At 72.3% G+C, this 15,491-nt stretch carries 15 protein-coding genes; 2 read left to right on the top strand and 13 right to left on the bottom strand.

Annotated features, from left to right (window positions below; translation table 11 throughout):
- Window positions 1-641: 641 nt before the first annotated feature.
- The 6 genes from AB0D10_RS39955 to AB0D10_RS39930 all read right to left on the bottom strand — a co-directional run bounded on the left by AB0D10_RS39955 (window position 642) and on the right by AB0D10_RS39930 (window position 7,308).
- A complete protein-coding gene (locus AB0D10_RS39955; RefSeq protein ID WP_360265933.1) occupies window positions 642-992 on the bottom strand; it encodes a type II toxin-antitoxin system PemK/MazF family toxin in 351 nt (116 codons plus the stop codon).
- A complete protein-coding gene (locus tag AB0D10_RS39950; protein ID WP_360265930.1) occupies window positions 989-1,234 on the bottom strand; it encodes a hypothetical protein in 246 nt (81 codons plus the stop codon). Before AB0D10_RS39950 ends, AB0D10_RS39955 begins: the two co-directional genes overlap by 4 nt.
- A gap of 504 nt (window positions 1,235-1,738) precedes the next feature.
- The gene (locus AB0D10_RS39945; protein WP_360265927.1) at window positions 1,739-3,334 is read right to left on the bottom strand and encodes a replication-relaxation family protein; all 1,596 of its coding nucleotides are present in this window, start codon (window positions 3,332-3,334) and stop codon (window positions 1,739-1,741) included.
- 469 nt (window positions 3,335-3,803) lie between these two features.
- Complete coding sequence (locus AB0D10_RS39940) at window positions 3,804-4,229, bottom strand: hypothetical protein (protein ID WP_360265924.1); 426 nt, start codon at window positions 4,227-4,229, stop codon at window positions 3,804-3,806.
- A 608-nt stretch (window positions 4,230-4,837) separates the two neighbouring features.
- Window positions 4,838-5,833 carry a hypothetical protein gene (locus AB0D10_RS39935; RefSeq protein ID WP_360265921.1) on the bottom strand — a complete coding sequence of 332 codons (996 nt, stop codon included), beginning with the start codon at window positions 5,831-5,833 and terminating at the stop codon, window positions 4,838-4,840.
- A gap of 200 nt (window positions 5,834-6,033) precedes the next feature.
- Window positions 6,034-7,308: a hypothetical protein gene (locus AB0D10_RS39930; protein ID WP_360265918.1), complete on the bottom strand. Its 1,275-nt coding sequence runs from the start codon at window positions 7,306-7,308 to the stop codon at window positions 6,034-6,036.
- 519 nt (window positions 7,309-7,827) lie between these two features.
- Between AB0D10_RS39930 and AB0D10_RS39925 the strand changes: the two genes are divergently transcribed.
- Window positions 7,828-8,025: a hypothetical protein gene (locus tag AB0D10_RS39925; RefSeq protein ID WP_043478193.1), complete on the top strand. Its 198-nt coding sequence runs from the start codon at window positions 7,828-7,830 to the stop codon at window positions 8,023-8,025.
- Window positions 8,026-8,180: 155 nt separating this feature from the next.
- On the opposite strand, the gene AB0D10_RS39920 is transcribed toward AB0D10_RS39925, so the two are convergent.
- Entirely contained in the window at window positions 8,181-8,408 is a 228-nt protein-coding gene (locus AB0D10_RS39920; RefSeq protein WP_360265915.1) for a hypothetical protein, read from the bottom strand.
- 103 nt (window positions 8,409-8,511) lie between these two features.
- Between AB0D10_RS39920 and AB0D10_RS39915 the strand changes: the two genes are divergently transcribed.
- Window positions 8,512-9,198: a hypothetical protein gene (locus AB0D10_RS39915; protein WP_360265913.1), complete on the top strand. Its 687-nt coding sequence runs from the start codon at window positions 8,512-8,514 to the stop codon at window positions 9,196-9,198.
- A 208-nt stretch (window positions 9,199-9,406) separates the two neighbouring features.
- Here AB0D10_RS39915 and AB0D10_RS39910 read toward each other — a convergent pair whose 3' ends face one another.
- The 6 genes from AB0D10_RS39910 to AB0D10_RS39885 form a co-directional block, all read right to left on the bottom strand.
- Complete coding sequence (locus AB0D10_RS39910) at window positions 9,407-9,850, bottom strand: helix-turn-helix domain-containing protein (RefSeq protein ID WP_360265910.1); 444 nt, start codon at window positions 9,848-9,850, stop codon at window positions 9,407-9,409.
- Complete coding sequence (locus AB0D10_RS39905; protein ID WP_360265907.1) at window positions 9,850-10,446, bottom strand: hypothetical protein; 597 nt, start codon at window positions 10,444-10,446, stop codon at window positions 9,850-9,852. The genes AB0D10_RS39910 and AB0D10_RS39905 overlap by 1 nt, the downstream gene beginning before the upstream one ends.
- Window positions 10,447-11,442: 996 nt before the next feature.
- Window positions 11,443-11,607: a hypothetical protein gene (locus AB0D10_RS39900; RefSeq protein WP_360265905.1), complete on the bottom strand. Its 165-nt coding sequence runs from the start codon at window positions 11,605-11,607 to the stop codon at window positions 11,443-11,445.
- Entirely contained in the window at window positions 11,604-11,855 is a 252-nt protein-coding gene (locus AB0D10_RS39895; protein WP_360265902.1) for a DUF6213 family protein, read from the bottom strand. The genes AB0D10_RS39900 and AB0D10_RS39895 overlap by 4 nt, the downstream gene beginning before the upstream one ends.
- Window positions 11,856-11,985: 130 nt before the next feature.
- Window positions 11,986-12,528, bottom strand: coding sequence for a helix-turn-helix transcriptional regulator (locus AB0D10_RS39890; RefSeq protein ID WP_360265899.1), 543 nt, complete (start codon window positions 12,526-12,528; stop codon window positions 11,986-11,988).
- 90 nt (window positions 12,529-12,618) lie between these two features.
- A complete protein-coding gene (locus AB0D10_RS39885; protein WP_360265896.1) occupies window positions 12,619-15,099 on the bottom strand; it encodes a helix-turn-helix transcriptional regulator in 2,481 nt (826 codons plus the stop codon).
- Window positions 15,100-15,491: the final 392 nt, after the last annotated feature.

Here is a 15,491-nt window from a genome sequence, read left to right as displayed (position 1 = left end):
CGTGACCTGACCTCCGGTCAGGTCGGCCCGGCTTCGCTCGGGCCCGTCGGTCACTCCGCTTCGCTCCACTCCCTCCGGGACGGCTGATGTCGGATCACATGCCTGAACTGGGTTTTTGGTTGATCTCACTACAGGCTGACTAGGGGGAGGGTGCGCTCCGGGGGTGCGTGCGGGTCGGCTTCACTCCTGAACTGACGAGGGGTCAGGGGTTCGCGCGGTGGACCGAGGGGCGGGCGGCTAGTCTCGGTCGAGTGACTGACAAGATCGAGTGTATCAGTTCTGCTGCGCTGGAAGATCCCGCCGCAGGTGCCGTATGGACCCGCCGATCGCGGGTCTTTTCGCAGTGCTATTGGGCGACCGGAATTGCCGCTCTCATTCTAGCATTGCGCTTTTTCTGGCGCTCCGAATTTGCGCCTTTCGGAGCGCGCGGAGGTGTTTCGAAATTCGGTTGCTGGAGAATCCCGCCGGTTCGCTGGTGTGGCTTGGCGGGGTCCGGTCGCCACCGTCGGCCCGGTCGTGACGGCGGCCGGTAGCCCTGCCCGGGTCGGCTTCCTGGCGGCGCCGGGGTCCCGGCAGGCGCGCTGCGCTTTCGGTCGGCCTTGCCGGGCGGGCCGCCCTTCGCCCGCTCGCCCGGGGCCCGGTCAAATGTCGAGCATGAGCCGCAGGTAGGTGCGGATGTCGGCGGCTTCCTTGTCGGTGACCGTGCCGAGGGGCCGGCTGCCGGTGAGGCGTTGCTCGGAGATGGTGCGCACGTCGTCGGTGCGGGCCCAGCTGGGGCGGTTGAGGCCGGACTGGGGGGAGGTGACGGGGACGTGGTGGGGCAGGCCGCGGTGCTGGGTGGTGAGGGGGACCACGATGGCCATGGCGGTGGGGAAGGCTGCGAAGAGCGAGGAGGAGACGACCACGACGGGGCGTCGGCCTGCCTGCTCGGAGCCGATGACCGGGGAGAGGTCGGCCATCCAGACCTGCCAGGGGGCGGACTTGCGGCTCACACCTCACCGGCCAGGCCGTCGTCGGCGACGCCGTCCCACTCGTCCAGCTCGTTCTCGTAGTCGGCCCATGCCTTCGGGTCGGCCTCCAGGCGGGCGTAGGCGGTGAGGATCTGCGCCTTGCGGTGCTCGGTCAGCAGGTGCTCCAGGGCCGTTCCCAGGGTCACCCCGCCGAGGTCGTCGGCCGCCAGGCGCGCGAGTTCGTCGCGGACCTCGGCCTGCACCTTTATCGTCGTCATCGTCATACCAGCCAGGATACCCAGAGGTATACCAGAGGGCATCCAGGCGGCGGGGGTGGCCGCCCCGGCACCGGAGCGCCCCGCCACGCCCCATGAGGCCGCAGGCCCGCCCGCCCGGCCGCGAGGTAGAGGAAAGAGGCACAGCGCAGCGTCGGCGGGCCGACGTGCGCACCCGCCCCCATCCCTCCCACCACTTCGTTCAGCAGGGCAGGGGGCGCACAGAGGTAAGTCGGCGTCGGGATGGCGGAACTAACCGGGCCTGAGCTGTACGAATGCCATGCAGAGGGCAATGGGGGGTGTCTCTAAACGAAACCAGAGACGAAACCAGATACGAAACTAGAAAGGGAACCAGAGACGAAACCAGATACGAAACAGTCGGGTGCGAGGCCGCGAAGGCACTTCTCCTTTCGACGTCATCAGGATGTGCGTTCCGTTCGGCCTGTTCTGGAATGCCGGAAGGGCACCGCGACCGGGTGGTCGCGGTGCCCTTCCGGCGGGTGCCTGCCTGGCCTAGTTGGAGCTGCGGACGGGCCATTTCTCGGCGTGGAGCAGGCGCATTTCCCACCAGGGATCGTCCGGGGTCTGCTTCTTGGCTTGGCGCCGTTCGCTGAAGGTGGGCTTGGGCAGAAGGAGTCGGCCAAGTCCGTTGTTGCGGCGGTCGATCTCGCAGGAGGGGCACTCCAGGGCTTCGGCGGGGGCTTCCTCGGTCAGTTCCAGGCCGGAGTCGAACGCGCCGCCGAGAGGGCCCTTGCAGGTCCAGCAGGGCCAGCGCTTGGCGTGGGCGTCACGGACGGCCTGCTGCTTCTTCTCGGCCGCGTCGGCGGCGGCCTCCTGTCGGCAGTCCCGGCAGGGCTTGGTGCCGTCGCTGGCGCATCGCTGGTCGTCGAACTCGTCCGCGCGGCGATCGCAGGTGGGGCAGCGGGTGGCCTCCAGGCGCTTTTCCTTGGCGTTGTGGGCGTCCTGGGCTTCGTCGTCGAGGCGGGCCTGGACGCGGGCGCGGTACTCGGTGTGGGCGAGGGCGTCGTCGAGGGTCTGCCACTCGTTGGCGCCGAAGCGCCACCAGATCTCGGCGCGGGGGCCGTGTTCCTTCAACTGGTCGAGGTGGCAGGCGAGGATCGGGATGCTACCGGTGAAGTCGAAGGGGTCGCCGTGGCTCCAGCGGTCCAGGCTGGTGGGCCGCCAGTGCTTGCGGGTGAGGTCCTTGACCTTGTCGATCAGGTTGTTCAAGCCCCGGGGTCCGGCGCCGGCCAGGACCAGGGCGATGGGCGGCAGGGAGTCGGGGCCGGCCATCGGGTAGCGGCGGCGCCAGGTCGGGAGCTTGTCCGCTTCGCAGTGGTGGCCCTCGTGGGTGGGGTCCTTGTAGGTGAGGGCGAAGTACTCGGCGTACCGGTCGAACTTCTCCGCGATGAACGCCGGGGTCTCGTTGTGGAGGTCGACTTCGACCAGGAGCAGCGGGATGCCGTCGGTGGGGGCGGTGAGGACGGCGTCGGCGAACTGGGTGCGGTCGCCGGGCAGCGGGTGCGGGGCTTCGGTGACCCAGTCGGTGATGGTGCCGATCGGGGTGCCGGGGGTGGCGGGGCTGGTGAAGGCGACGATGGTGTCGTTGACGGCCATGGCGTGTGGGGCGCCGGTGGCGCGGCCGACCGAGCGGGCCCGGCCGCCGACCTTCCGCGAGGACGGGAGGGTGGACTTCGCGGCATCCAGGCCGAGATCGGTCAGTCCCCAGATCACCGCCCCGGCTCCGACGGGGCGCACCGGCTTGCGCTTCGGCGTGCCCTTCGGTCGGGCCGACTTCGGCTCCGGTGCTGGCGTCGGGCCGGTGTCGGACGGGTCCGGCTTGGACGGCAGCCCGGAGGTGGTGCCGCGCTGCTCGGTCAGCTTGTTCTTCATCAGGTCGCGCAGTCCGCCGGCGACCGTGTTCGGGTGCTCGTGGTCGGGCTGGGCCAGCAGCCAGGTCTGCTTGACGGTGGCGACCTTCAGCACGCCGAGCACCTGGAGGATGCTGTGGCGCAGCGGGCCGGTGGAGCCGTTCTGGTAGGCCTTGGCGCGGACGAAGTGGACGCGCTTCTTCGGTGCCGGCTGCTGCTCGTCCTCGTCCTGGCTCATGCCGGTGCTCCCCGTGGTTGGTGATCTTCCGGGTTCTTCGATACCTCATGCCACCGACAGCCGGGCCCGCCGCCCGCCCTCGCCGCCGCCCCATCACCCAGCCCGATCACCGAGCGGGCAGGCCGAGAGGCCGAAGAGACGGGAGGGCCACTCAGCGGCCCTGGAGCGCGCAAAACACCGCACGCCCCAGAACCGCCAACCACAACTACCAACAGACAGGGGCACAGAGGGGTTGCCGGGGTTTCGGCGGACCTTGGATTCGGTGCCTGACCTGCAAAAATGTGCCGGTTCCGGTGTTGACCGGTGGTCGGGGAGGTAGAGGGGGAGCAGGTCGGGGAACTGGAGGGGGAGTCCAACGTCCTCCGAGGGGCTCCAGCGGGGCGAAATCACCGCTGCCGGGCTCCTGGTGAGCGTACCCGTGCCGGGGCCGGCGGACACCGGATTCCGCCGCGCACCACCCGCGGCCGGGTCAGGCGAGCAGCCGCCCAGTGCCGGCCACCGTCGGGTCCGGATCCGGGGCGGGTGCCGGGGCCGGGCGCAGCCGGGTCGGCGGGGCCGGTGGGGTGCGGGCTGCGGCGAGGTGGTGGGGGATGACGGCGGCCAGGCCTTCGGCGGCCTCCAGGAGGAGGGGGTCCTCGCCGGGTCGGTCGAGGAGGGCTTGGGCGAGGTGGAGGGCGGCTTCGAGGACTGCGGCGGGGGCGCGGACCATGCGCAGCGCGGCGATGGCGTCTACGGCCCGTTCGGCGGGCTGCTGGGCGTCGGGGTGGTCCGGGAGGTCGGGCAGGAGTGCGGGGAGGCTCCAGGGCGGCGGCTGGCGGCCTGGGGAGCGCTGCGGGCCGAGGGCGCGGCCTGCGCCGGGGCCGAGCGCGCGCCGGGCGGGCGGAGGGGTGCTCACGCGCGGTTCAACGAGTCGGGTTCGTCGCGGTGGCGGCCGGCCTGTTCGCGGGCATCAACCGGGCCGTACGGGCCCCGGGGTACGGCTTCGCTGCCGCCGGGGGTCGCACAGGGAAGTTGTCGGTGCTTGCGGGGCCCCTTGTCCACGGCTGTGACCTGGGGATTCGGCGCCGGTCCGCTGGTCGGGAAGGGAACCTGAAAGAGAACCTGAAACGGGACCTCAAAGAGGACTCCGAACGGAACCTCAAACGGCACTCCAAACGGAACCGGGCCGGGACTGCGGCCGGAACCGTCCGGCCGGCTCGACCGCGGCGTCGGCACCAGGGCGCCCGCCGGCCGCCCGCGCGCAGCCCTCCACACCACCGGCCCCGGGCGTACAGGACACCCTGAGTACTGCTTCGCTCTCGTGCCGAAGACCCCGTGCAGAGAAGTAGTCGGCGTTGCGGAGAGCGGTTGTCCGCCTGCTCTGACCTGCGGCATCAAGGTGTCCGGGGGACTATCTCGACGCAACCTCCGAAGCAACTCGTGAGGCAACCTCCGGAGCAACGTCCGGGGCAACCTCCGACGCAACCTCCGGAGCAACCAGCCGTGCGGCGCCCTGGCGGGTGGTCAGCGCGGGTTCGGGTGCTGCCAGGCGCCGACGGGCAGGGCCTTGGGGTCGCGGTCGCGGTGGGCGGCCCGGAGGGCGGCGATCGCGGCCAGGGCGGTGGGGTGGAGGGCGACCTGGTCGTGGCGGGGCTCGCGGACGAAGCGGTCCGGACCGTCGGGGCCGCCGTGGAGGACCGCGGCCCACTGGGGGACGTCGTGGATGCCGGCCTCGACCCAGCCGACCGGGCGGCCGTGGTGGAGCAGGACGTGGACGGGGCGGGCTTGGGGCCGGGCGGCGTCGGTGTCGCGCCACATGGTGCGGGCCCAGCCGTCGGTGAGCGGGCGTTCCCACTCCCACGGCCCGTACCGCTCCACCGGCCGGGCGGGCACCTCGGCTTCGCGTGGGCGGCTCATCAGCTCGCGCCAGCGGTCCTCGGCCGTCTGCTCCGGTGAGTGGCCTCCAATGCTTTGACCTGCGTCGGCAAGGTTCGCCGGGGGCGGTGCGTCACGATCGGCGTCACGGTCTTCGTCACGAATACCGGGCCGAGGAGCAGCGTCGGCGGGCAGGCCGGCGGCGGGCTCGGGGCCGGCGACGGCGCCGTGGTGGCGGTGGTGGAGCTCGGCCTGCTGGAGGATCCGGGCCAGGACGTCGGGCAGCACCTGGTGGAGCAGCGCGAGCGCCTGGTCGGCCTCGGCGGCGGTGCCGGCCTGGACGGTGTGGAGGTAGTCGTGGACGGCGTCGTCGATGTCGGCGGCCAGGCGCAGCAGCTGCTCGGCCGGCGCGCCGGTGGAGGCGGCGTCGGGCGGCACCGGGAGCAGGGCCGGAGCGGTGGTGGCCGCCGTGGCAGCCGCCAGGGCCGGGGCGGTGGTGGTCTTGCGGCGGCGGTAGGCGGCGCTGCGGCAGTTGGTGTTGCAGTACTGCGGCTGGCGGCCGCGCCTGCCGGTGGTGGGGGTGAGTTCTCTGTCGCACGCCAGGCAGCGCGGGATGTCGGGCGGGCCCGGCTGGTCGGGGATCACGCGACAAGGCTAGGCGCGGGTGGTGGACATCGTGACGCCGCCGCCGACCTTTCGTGACGCCAACCTTGGAACAGCCCTGTCACCAGGAAGAACGCGGGGCGACCTGGCGCCCCGGCGTCACGGAATCACGATTCACGCCGGGCCGGCGGCCGGGCCCCGCAGCCCACCTTGATGGCCGCCCCGCGGCCCGCCGGGCCGGTTCAGGCGCGCTGCTGGTCGAGCGCGGCCACGAGCAGGGAGACGGCGTAGGTCGCGTCCCGGGAGAGCCAGGGATCGCCGTCGACCGCGTCGATGACCAGGCTGCCGTCGATGTAGCTGCCCCAGGCGTCGCCGGCCCTGGCGACCCAGCCCACCAGCTGGCGGTTCGGGCCCCGGACCGCGAACAGGTCGGGGGCGGCGGCCCAGCCCTCCACCACCAGGTCGCTGTCCGGCAGCCTCCAGGAGTCGCTCGGGGCGCCCAGGCCCCGGGCGAGCGGCGACACGGACGTACGCTCCGCGGCGAGCGCCAGCTGCAGCTGCTCGGGAAGAACCGAGGCCTGCTCACCGTCCGGGTCGACCGGGGCGGCCGGGGCCGGCTGCTGCACCAGCCGGGCGGCAGCCGGCACTGCGGAGTGCAGCGCGGCCGGGGCACTGCGCACGGGCTCGGCGAGGGGGCGCAGCGTCTGCGCGGTGCCGAGTGCGGGTCCGCTGGTTTCGACGCGCGGGGAAACAACGAGCCGCGGCCCGGGCGGTGCGGCAGCGGGATCGGGGACAACCGGCGGGGCGGCGTCGAACGTTGCGGGGCGGTCCGGGACAACCCGCTGTCCGCCGGGGACAACGTCAGCAACCGACGCGGTTGATTCGACGCGCGACGATTCGACCTGATCGGCGGAGCCGGTGGTTTCGACGCGCGACGAATCCGCCGAGAGGGCAGCGGGTGCAGCGATCGGTGCCGGATCGGCGAGTGCAGCGGCGGCGGCTTCGCGCTGCGCCCGGCCCCGGGCGGAAACCATCTCGAAGCGCAGCACGTGGGCCTGGCGCAGCAGGCGCTGCGTCGCGCCGGTGACGTTGGCCTCCAGCAGTTCCAGCGCGCGGCCTGCGCCCGGGTCCTCGCCGCCCTGGCGGGCCTGCTCCAGGCGCTGAAGGTAGCGGGCCGCGCCGCGCTGCACGGCGGCGGCCAGCTCCAGGAACTCGCGGGCGGCGGTGTCCGGTGCGGCCGGGATATCGACGCGCGAGGTAATGAGGGCGTCCGCGACGGCGTCCTGCTGGTCCTCGGCGCGGCGCCGCCGGTACGCCTTCGACGAGCACGCCCGGCCGCAGTAGACCGGCCGCCGGCCCGGTCCTGTGGCGCGCAGCGGCGTCGCGCACTCGGGGCAGGTCGGCGCCTGCGGCTCCGGGTTGATTCCTCGCGCGTCGGTTCCACCCCCGACCGCGATTCCTCGCGCGTCGGTTCCGTCGAGGTCGCCGTTTCGTCGCGCGTCGAAAACCTGTTCCATGATCCGGATCGTAACGGGCGGCGCGGACAGGCCCTCCCCGGGGCGCACCGCACCGGTCGTACGCGCGTGCGCAGAGCACCTTGCGCACCCCGTTGCGCAGCGCACCGGCCGGTTGCGCAAGACCCGCCCGGGGGCGGTTGCGCAGTCACCCTCCCGGGGAACTGCGCAACCGCCGCGCAGTCACCCCGCCCGGCGCGTACGCACCGCGCGCTGCGGACCGTAGGGTCCGCGCCGGGCGGTCCGGCCCCGGATGCGGCCGTGGAAGAGCGAGGCGGCCGACGGGCAGGAGGACCAGGAGCTCCATGGCCTCCCAGTGCGTAGCGGCCCGCACCACCCGTGACCTGCGATGGGGAGTTTGGACTGTGAAACTCACCGGTGCTCCCGCACCGAACTCACCGGCCCTGGCGGGCGGTGCGTGAGGCAACTGCGTGCCCGCGCGCAGTTCCGCCGGACACCGAGTTCGGCTGCGATCAGTGGCGGGTAGGGCTGTGCGTGTCCAACGACCGGGAGGGGAACGCAGTGAGCGAGAACGAGCGGCTCAAGTCGCTGATCATCAGCGCGGCGCAGGAGCTGTGGGACGACAAGGAGGCGCTGGGGAAGTTCCTCGGCGTGGTGCGGCGCGGCGACGGGTGGACACAGCTGGCCGACGAGCTGGAGAAGAACCGGCCGGCGAACGCCACGTTCTACGGCGTGAAGAGCGCCGAGTTCCAGGCGTAGCCGTCCAGCCGGTGGCCCGCCGCTCCCCGTCCAGGGAGTGGCGGGCCACTGCCGTGACCTGCGGTGGGGAGTTCCGGCGGGCGAAACTCACCGGTCGAACCACCACCACCGAGGGCGTTCTCACCGGCCATACCGGGGTGCCCGCAGGCTGAAGGTCAGTTCCGGTCATCCGATACCGCGGAGACGGCCAGGCCGCCGGGCCCGAGCAGCCGACGACGGGAGGCCGGCACCGCGGGCACCTCGGGCACCTCGGCGGCGGCCGGCTCCAGGAACGGGGCCCGCTCGACCGCGAGGAGCCGGGCCCCGCCGGACGGCTGGACGGCGGTGTCGGTGGCGGGCTCGGAAAAGGGCTGCCACAACGGGCGCCGGTCGGAGGAACTCATGATCGCCAGTCTTCCAGGTCCACCCCGCCCGGCCACACCGAACAGGCCGCCCCACCGCATCAGCCCGGGCACGATGGAGACAGGAACCGGCAAGGGAGCAGCGATGCGCACCGCAGACGTCGTGGTCGGCGAGACCTACATCGCGAGCATCCCCCAGCGACTCCCGGAGGAGCTCCGGCGCCCGGGAGACACACCCGAGCAGTGGCGGGCGAACATGCAGCTGCACCTCGTCCGCGGCCGGCGCATCACGGTGACCGTGACCGGCTTCGGCGAGGAACCCGGCACGGTGCAGGTCAGCCGTAACCTCCCGGCCGGGCGCGTCGCGCTGCGCCTGACCGCCGAACAGGCCGCCGCCCTCGACCTCGCCGAGGGCCAGGAATACGAGATCACCGGCGTCGTCACGGACGCGGACGGCGAGGCCATCACCTTCTCCGGCGCGGTCGTCCACACCATCCCGGCCCGCTGGCTGCGCCCGCCCGGCGAGCGCCTGGTGCTCCGCCCGGACACGGCCCACTTCCATCGCGCTCTGGTGTGCCGGGACGCGGACGGGATGACACCAGCGGAGATCGACCGGGCTGCGGGAAAGGCGCTGGAGCAGCTCCACCACGTCCGGGGCCTGGCGCTGGAGGACCCGAACGTCGACCATTCGGTGCTCACCGCCGAGGCCGACCACCAGGAGTGGCTGCGGATCGCCGAACAAGTGGGAAAGGCCGGCCGTGCCGTCTACGACCCGCGGACCGATCCCGACGCGGTGGAGCACCCACCGCTGATCCGCTTCCGGCAGAACTGAAACGGCCAGGCGGCGGGTTGTCCCACCCATGTCCCAGGTCCGGTGCGCAGCACCGCCACCTGCGCAAACGTGGGTGGCATGTCCTAGGACCGTCCCAGAAAATCGGGTCATACCGGGCATGCTGGGACAGGGGTGTCTCAGCCTTGCCCCAGGCCGACAGGTTATGTCTGGCGATAACTTCTGTGGGCTTCCAACCCCCACTCGTTGGTCAGCCGGTGGCTGCCAGGCCTCCACGCCCGCCGCGGGGTGGCCTGCGGTGGTAGGCCGGGAGGATCACCTCGGGGACGTCGACCGGCACCTCGGAGAGCGCCTCGACCCACTCCTCCTGGCTGCCCTTGAAGGCGATCCTGGGGTTGATGCGGTGCAGGCCGTTGGAGACGCGCCAGATGAGGCCGAGCTCGGCCAGGCGCCCGAGAGCCGGCGAGATGTTGCTCTTCTTGGTGCCGAGCCGATCGGCGATCTCATCCAAGGTGAGGGGGACCCAGCCGCCGTCCGTCATCTCACTGAGCACCGTGTGCCAGACGTCGTACTGCAGAGTCGTCAGCCGGTACAGGGGGAGGGCCCGCGAGAGATCCTGCGCTGTGAACACCGAGTCCTCGGCAGTCAGGAAGGTCGCGGTCTCCTGGTCCTGGTCGTGGTGTTCGGCGGTCATCACAGCGACTCCAGCTTAGGTCGACGGGTGCGGCGCGGCGGGCGGACCTCGCCCTCGGGCAGACGGATCTCGGGGATGCTGTCGGGCATCAACGCCAGCGCGCGCTGCTGCTCGGCACTGCTGCCCCAGAACGCGATCCGCGGGTTGATCCGGTAGCGGCCGCGCTTCTCCAGCCACATGAAGCCCATGTCGAGAAACTTCGCCAGGGCCTCCCCGGCTTCCTTGCGGCCGATGCCCAGGCGCTCGCCGAGCTTGATGACCGTCGTCAGGACGATTCCACCCTTGAGCTGGGCGCCGAGCATGGTGTGCCACACGTCGTACTCGGTGGCGGTCAGGCCGATGAACGGCAGCTTCGCCGACAACTCCTTGGAGGCCATGTAGAAGGTGTGCCCGAGGAAGTCGAAGTCCTCACGCCGACCGGCCGCCAGCTCCGGCGCTGGAGCCGGGTTCACCGACACGGACTCGCCCGGCTCCAGGCGGATCGCGACGACGTTCTGCCCGCCCGCGGTCTCGGGCGGCGGGGGCTTGGCGGGCTGCCTGCCCGGCCGGGACGAGGGAAGGCGCACCACACGGCCGCCCGTTGAGGGACTGATCACCACCAAAGGTTATCCCAGGAGATAACTTTTGTGGGTCTAGGACCCTCATTCGGCGCGTCGAATCCGGAGTGTGGGGCTACAACCCTCAGTTACTCGCCAGTAACGGGGGTTATGACCCCACATTCGTTCCACGTTCCCCCAGGTCAGAGCGCTGCACCTCTTTACATACCCAGAACCACCTGCCGCCCATCACGCTCTCCCATCGGGCTCCGCCCGATCCTGCTGGCTGTGACGCCGGGCACCAGCAGTGGATCTACCGCCGAGCCTCCGGCGGGCTTGCTGCCCGTGCCGCTCCCGCAGCCCGGGCCGGCGCCACAGCCAGCCTGCTGGCCGCTGTAGCTGGGGTGTACAGCGCCGATCACGGAAGTCCGGCTGCCGCCGGACCCGGGCCTTGACGGCCCTTTCCGCGCTCATCAGTCACCAGGCGGGCACCGGTGCCGGGCGGGCCCGGTGGTGGCGGGCTCGGGCGATCCTCCGGTTCGCATCGGCGGGCCACAGCTCTCTAGCAGGTCGTCCTGGTGGTACGCGGCGATCTCGTCCAGGTGGTGATGACCTGGTCGGGTGCCCGGTAGCGGGCAGGTTGGCACGGTCGGGGCTGGCCGGTGCGGCAGGCGCCCGGGCCCGGCACGGGTGTCCGCCACCGGGCGAAGGGCAACTGGACAGGGCAAGGGCCGTCAGGCCCGGCCCGGTGCGCTGTCGGCGCGCAGCGTCGATGGCGCAGTCCAGGCGGCAGCTGGATGGTCCAGCGCATCCGGGCGCTGGCCACGGGTGCGGGGGCGGAGCACGCCGCGCCCAGCCAGGCCCGAACCGGTGCCCCGCGGCGGTGGCCCGGTTGCCGCCCGTACCCGGGCGTTCCGGCAGGGCAGGCGGGGCACCCGGCCGGGGTGGGGAAGAGCGAAGGGGAGGGTTCGGATCGGAGGCAGGCGGCCCGTAGGCTCACGCCGAGGGGCCCTCGCGATTCGAGCGCGAGGGCCCCTCTTCCCTGTGGGCGCCGGGTCAGCCGGCGCCCCAGTCGTAGACCTCATCCTCGCCGTAGTCAGCGAGGATCTCGGCGGCGGCTTCGGACAGTCGGCGGGTGATGTCGGCGGCGACGTCCGGGTGGCAGTGGACCTCCACGCCGACGCTGCGGAAGTCGCCCTGGTCGTCGGTGTCATCGCTCACCGGGCTGCCTGGCCTTCGGCGGGGCCAGTGGTGCGGGCGATGGCTTCGACGTCGAGTTGGTCGGCGAAGTCGCCGAGCGCGGAGCCGAGCCGGCCGACGGTGTAGGGGTCGAGGTCGGCGTGGCCGGCGGCGGCCCAGCCCTGCCAGATCGAGCCGAAGCTGCGGAGCATCGAGGTGACGTCGGCGACGGCGAGGTGCTGTTCGCCGTCCAGGTCCCGTAGTTCGAGCTGTACTCCGGTGGCGCTCACGGTGGAATTCCCTTTCGTCGGGAGAATTCGGTGCTGGTCGGCGGCCGAGGGATTATGGAAATGGTCGCCGACGCAGCCTGGGATGGTCGTTCGGAATTCGGATCGGCGACACGATGGCGCTGAGCAGGGGTTACAGCTCGACGTCCATCCACGCGATGTCGTTCAGCTCGACGTCGATGCCGGCGGCGCGGTGGCCGTTGTCCTTGAAGTAGTGCTCGCGCAGGCCCTCGGCGAGGATCCGCTCCTGCTGGGCCTGGGTGGCTCCGGCGTCGCGGGCGGCGTAGAGCTTCTGGGCGACGGAGCCGGGCATCTTCTGGGTGATGGTGCGGGCCCGGGGGTCGTCGGTGGAGCCGCCGGCCGCGCTGTAGCCGAAGGTGCCGGAGATGTGGAGCATGAAGCCGTTGGTCTCGGCGGCCTTGCGGGTGCGGTCCTTCACCCTGGGCTGCCACTTCGCGCGGACCTGCTGCTCGACCTTCTTCGCGGCCGCGGGCTTGGGGACACCCTGGCCCTTGAGCCAGCGCTGCACGGTGCGCTGGGAGACACCCAGCTCCTGGGCGAGCTGCTTGGTGGAGCCCTTGGCGCCCTTGAGCAGGAATCGCATCCGCGCACCGAGCGACTGCGGAATCGGGCGGGTACGCTCCGCGCGCTCCAGGCCCTCGTCGATCTCCCCCATCGGACTTCTCCTTCCTGACGCCCCGAAGGCGCCGCGGTTACTCGGGCACGGGCGGCCCGCCGGACGGGTGCCGGCGGGCCGGGGTGGGGACTACTCGTCGGCGGAGACGACTCCGCCGGCCTTGATGTGCCGGGCGGGGTTCGCGTCGTCGGCGAGCAGCTCGGCGATTTCGGTCATGGGCCTGCTGCCCTCGAACTTGACCATCCCCGGGCTAACGCCCAGGCGCAGCGAGGTGGTGAGGGTGCCGTCGGGCTTGGTGAGGACGTCCAGGGCGCCGGGTCCGGGCGAGGCGAAGACGGCGCAGTCGGAGAGCACGGCGAAGGCGTGCAGGCCGGTGTCGCCGGTCATCTTGCGGAGTTTGCGGTGGAGGTTGACGGTGGCGGTGTCGATGACCAGGGCGCGCATCAGCGGGTCCCAGGTCGGCCGGTCCAGGGCTGCCCAGCGCTCGCCGGGCTTGTAGCCGTGGCCGCGGGGGCGCTCGCGCATCTTGCCGATGGTGCCCTTGGCGGTCTGCTTGATCGCGGTCAGCACCGCCAGCTCGGCCGGATCGCCCTGCTTGACGGCGGCCATGGCGTCCAGGAACGCCACCGGGTCGGTGACGGTGAGCGGCACGCCGAGGGCTGTCATGGTGTCCACGTAGGCCTGGCGCAGGCGCTTGTGCCACGGGTCGAGGTACGGGCCGCTCTCGTGGCGCAGCCAGCCCTCCAGCGGCTGCGGACGGGCGCCGAGCTCGGCGGCGTAGGCGACCTTCGCCGTGGTGTACCAGGCCGGCCCGGTCGGGCGGGAGCCGTCGGCGGTGAACGGCGAGGGGAGCAGCGGGTTCGTGTCGACGGCGGACAGGTCGACCAGCCAGGAGCCGGGGGTCTTCGGGTCGAAGTCCGGGTTCAGCTCGTGCACTGGACCGGACAGCGGCAGCACCAGGCGGCCCGCGGCGGCGAGGAAGGCCATGTTGACGTCGAGGCCGACCGCGAACGGCGCCGCCTTCTCCGCGTCGGTCAGGTCGCGGTGCCAGTCCCACGCCTCCGTCACCAGGGCGTCCCCCGGCCTGCGGTCCTGGGCGAGCGGGTGCATGTCGGGGACCTCCGACGGCGCGGGGTCGAAGGCGTCCTTCGGCCGGGAGCCTTCCACCGTGCCCGATGTCCAGCCGGCCTCAGTGCGCACCGCCCGGGTCGGCGGGCGCAGCGCGGTGACGAGCTCCAGGCCGCTCACGGCGGTGGAGCCGCGCGGGGTCAGGACCCGCTTCGCGTAGGTGCCGAGCAGGCGCGCGAGGTCGGAGGCGGGCAGGCCGTCGGGGATCTGCCAGCCGCCAGAGGCCAGGGCGCCCCAGGCCGGGATGCACAGCTGGACGCACTGGCGCTTGCCGTCCTCGGGGGTGCGGTAGATCCGCGCCCACGGACCCAGGCCGCGCTGGGTGAACAGCCAGCCGGCCTTCTCCACCGCCTTGACGGCCTTGTGCGTCTTCGGCAGCTGACCGAGGCGCTGGACGAACTCGGTCTTCTCGTCCCGCCCGAGCGGGGGCAGGCCGAGCTCGGCCAGGGCGGCGTCGGTGAGCACGACCAGGGCGTCGCCGTCCTTGCCGTGCCGGTGCAACCGCGGCGAGCCGAACTTGCTCTCCAGCGCCCACTCGACCACGGCGGCCAGGGTGTGCTTGGCCGGGGCCGTGGCGGCCGCCGTCCCGTCGGCGAGGTAGGCCACCAGGCCCTTGCCGTTCGGGGCGACATCGAGCACCGCGAGCGGACCGGCCGGGAACCGCGCGGCAGCGGCCGCCTCCCAGTCCGACGGACCCTCAGCAGCGGAGGCCGCCTTCGCCGGAGCCTTCCGAGTCCGCGACGAAACCGGGCGGCGCGGCGCAGCGGCCGGACCCGGCCGGGTCCCTTGGGCGGCGGCCGGCCTCATGGGCGCGGCTGGTACAGCGACGGGGGCCGGCGTGGCGTGCTCGGCCGTCGTGGCCTGAACGAGCGCGGCCACCGCCTCCGCCGGAGAACCCTGGACGAGACCGGCCACCGACGGCGCCGCGGTGGCCGGGACGCACCAGCCGCCCATGTGTACCGGGCGCCCGCCCGAGCGGTACGGCGTCGGGCGCCCGCACCGCACGCACGGCTGCGGCTGACCGGAGACCAGGTCCCCAGCCGCGTCGCGGTCGAGCTCCACGGCCTGGTCGCTGTCGAACGTCGCCGGCACCGGCACCGGCGCGGGAGCGATCGGGGCTGCTTCGGCCGGGGCGGCCACCGTCGGCTCGGCCACCGGAGCCGGAGTCTGGATGGCGGCGGGAGCGAGGCCTGCGGCCTGGGCCCGGCGCAGCCACTCGGTGGGCTCGACCGTGCCGTGGCGCAGCGCCAGCGTCGCGAGGAACCGGATGTACACCTCGCGCTTGGGCGGGCGCGGGTCGGTCGACCCCGCCTCCCAGCGCACGATCGTCTCCCGCCGGGTCTTCAGCGCCTTCGCCAGGTCCTCCTGGGTGTACTCGGCCGCCTTGCGCAGCCGCTCCCGCTCGGCGGGCACCGGCAGGTCGTCAGCCGGCTTCGGCCGCTCCAGCAGCGCGTCGATCGCCGCGAACAGGTCGTCGCTCATGAACACCTCCCCTTTCACCAACCAATCTAGCACGAAAGTAACTTTTGAGTGTAACTTTTCCTGTCACTTTCACTCGTTTGGGGATGCCGGTCGACGTCCGCAGGCGAGGGGGGTCTGTGCACCAGCCGGACGGGGGTCTCCCCACCACGCGGACGGGGGTCTCCCCATGAGCCGGACACCCTTAAGAGAAGTAGAGAGAGAACGCGGCAAGCCCCTCCCGGACGCCCGAAGGGCATCAACAGGTGGTCTTCGCGCGCGAGGCACGAGGCCGCCGCGCGGGCCGGCCGACGGGACTTCACGGGCCGGGGGTGGCAGCACCGGTGCTGCCAGGGGTAGCAGCGTGGGTGCTGCCACCCTGGCAGCACCCACGCTGCCCAATATCTAGAACCCGT

It is taken from the genome of Kitasatospora sp. NPDC048545 (assembly GCF_040651155.1).
GTDB lineage: Bacteria > Actinomycetota > Actinomycetes > Streptomycetales > Streptomycetaceae > Kitasatospora.
Note: the sequence above shows the minus strand (reverse complement) of the source record. Positions and strands in the feature narration are given on the sequence as shown.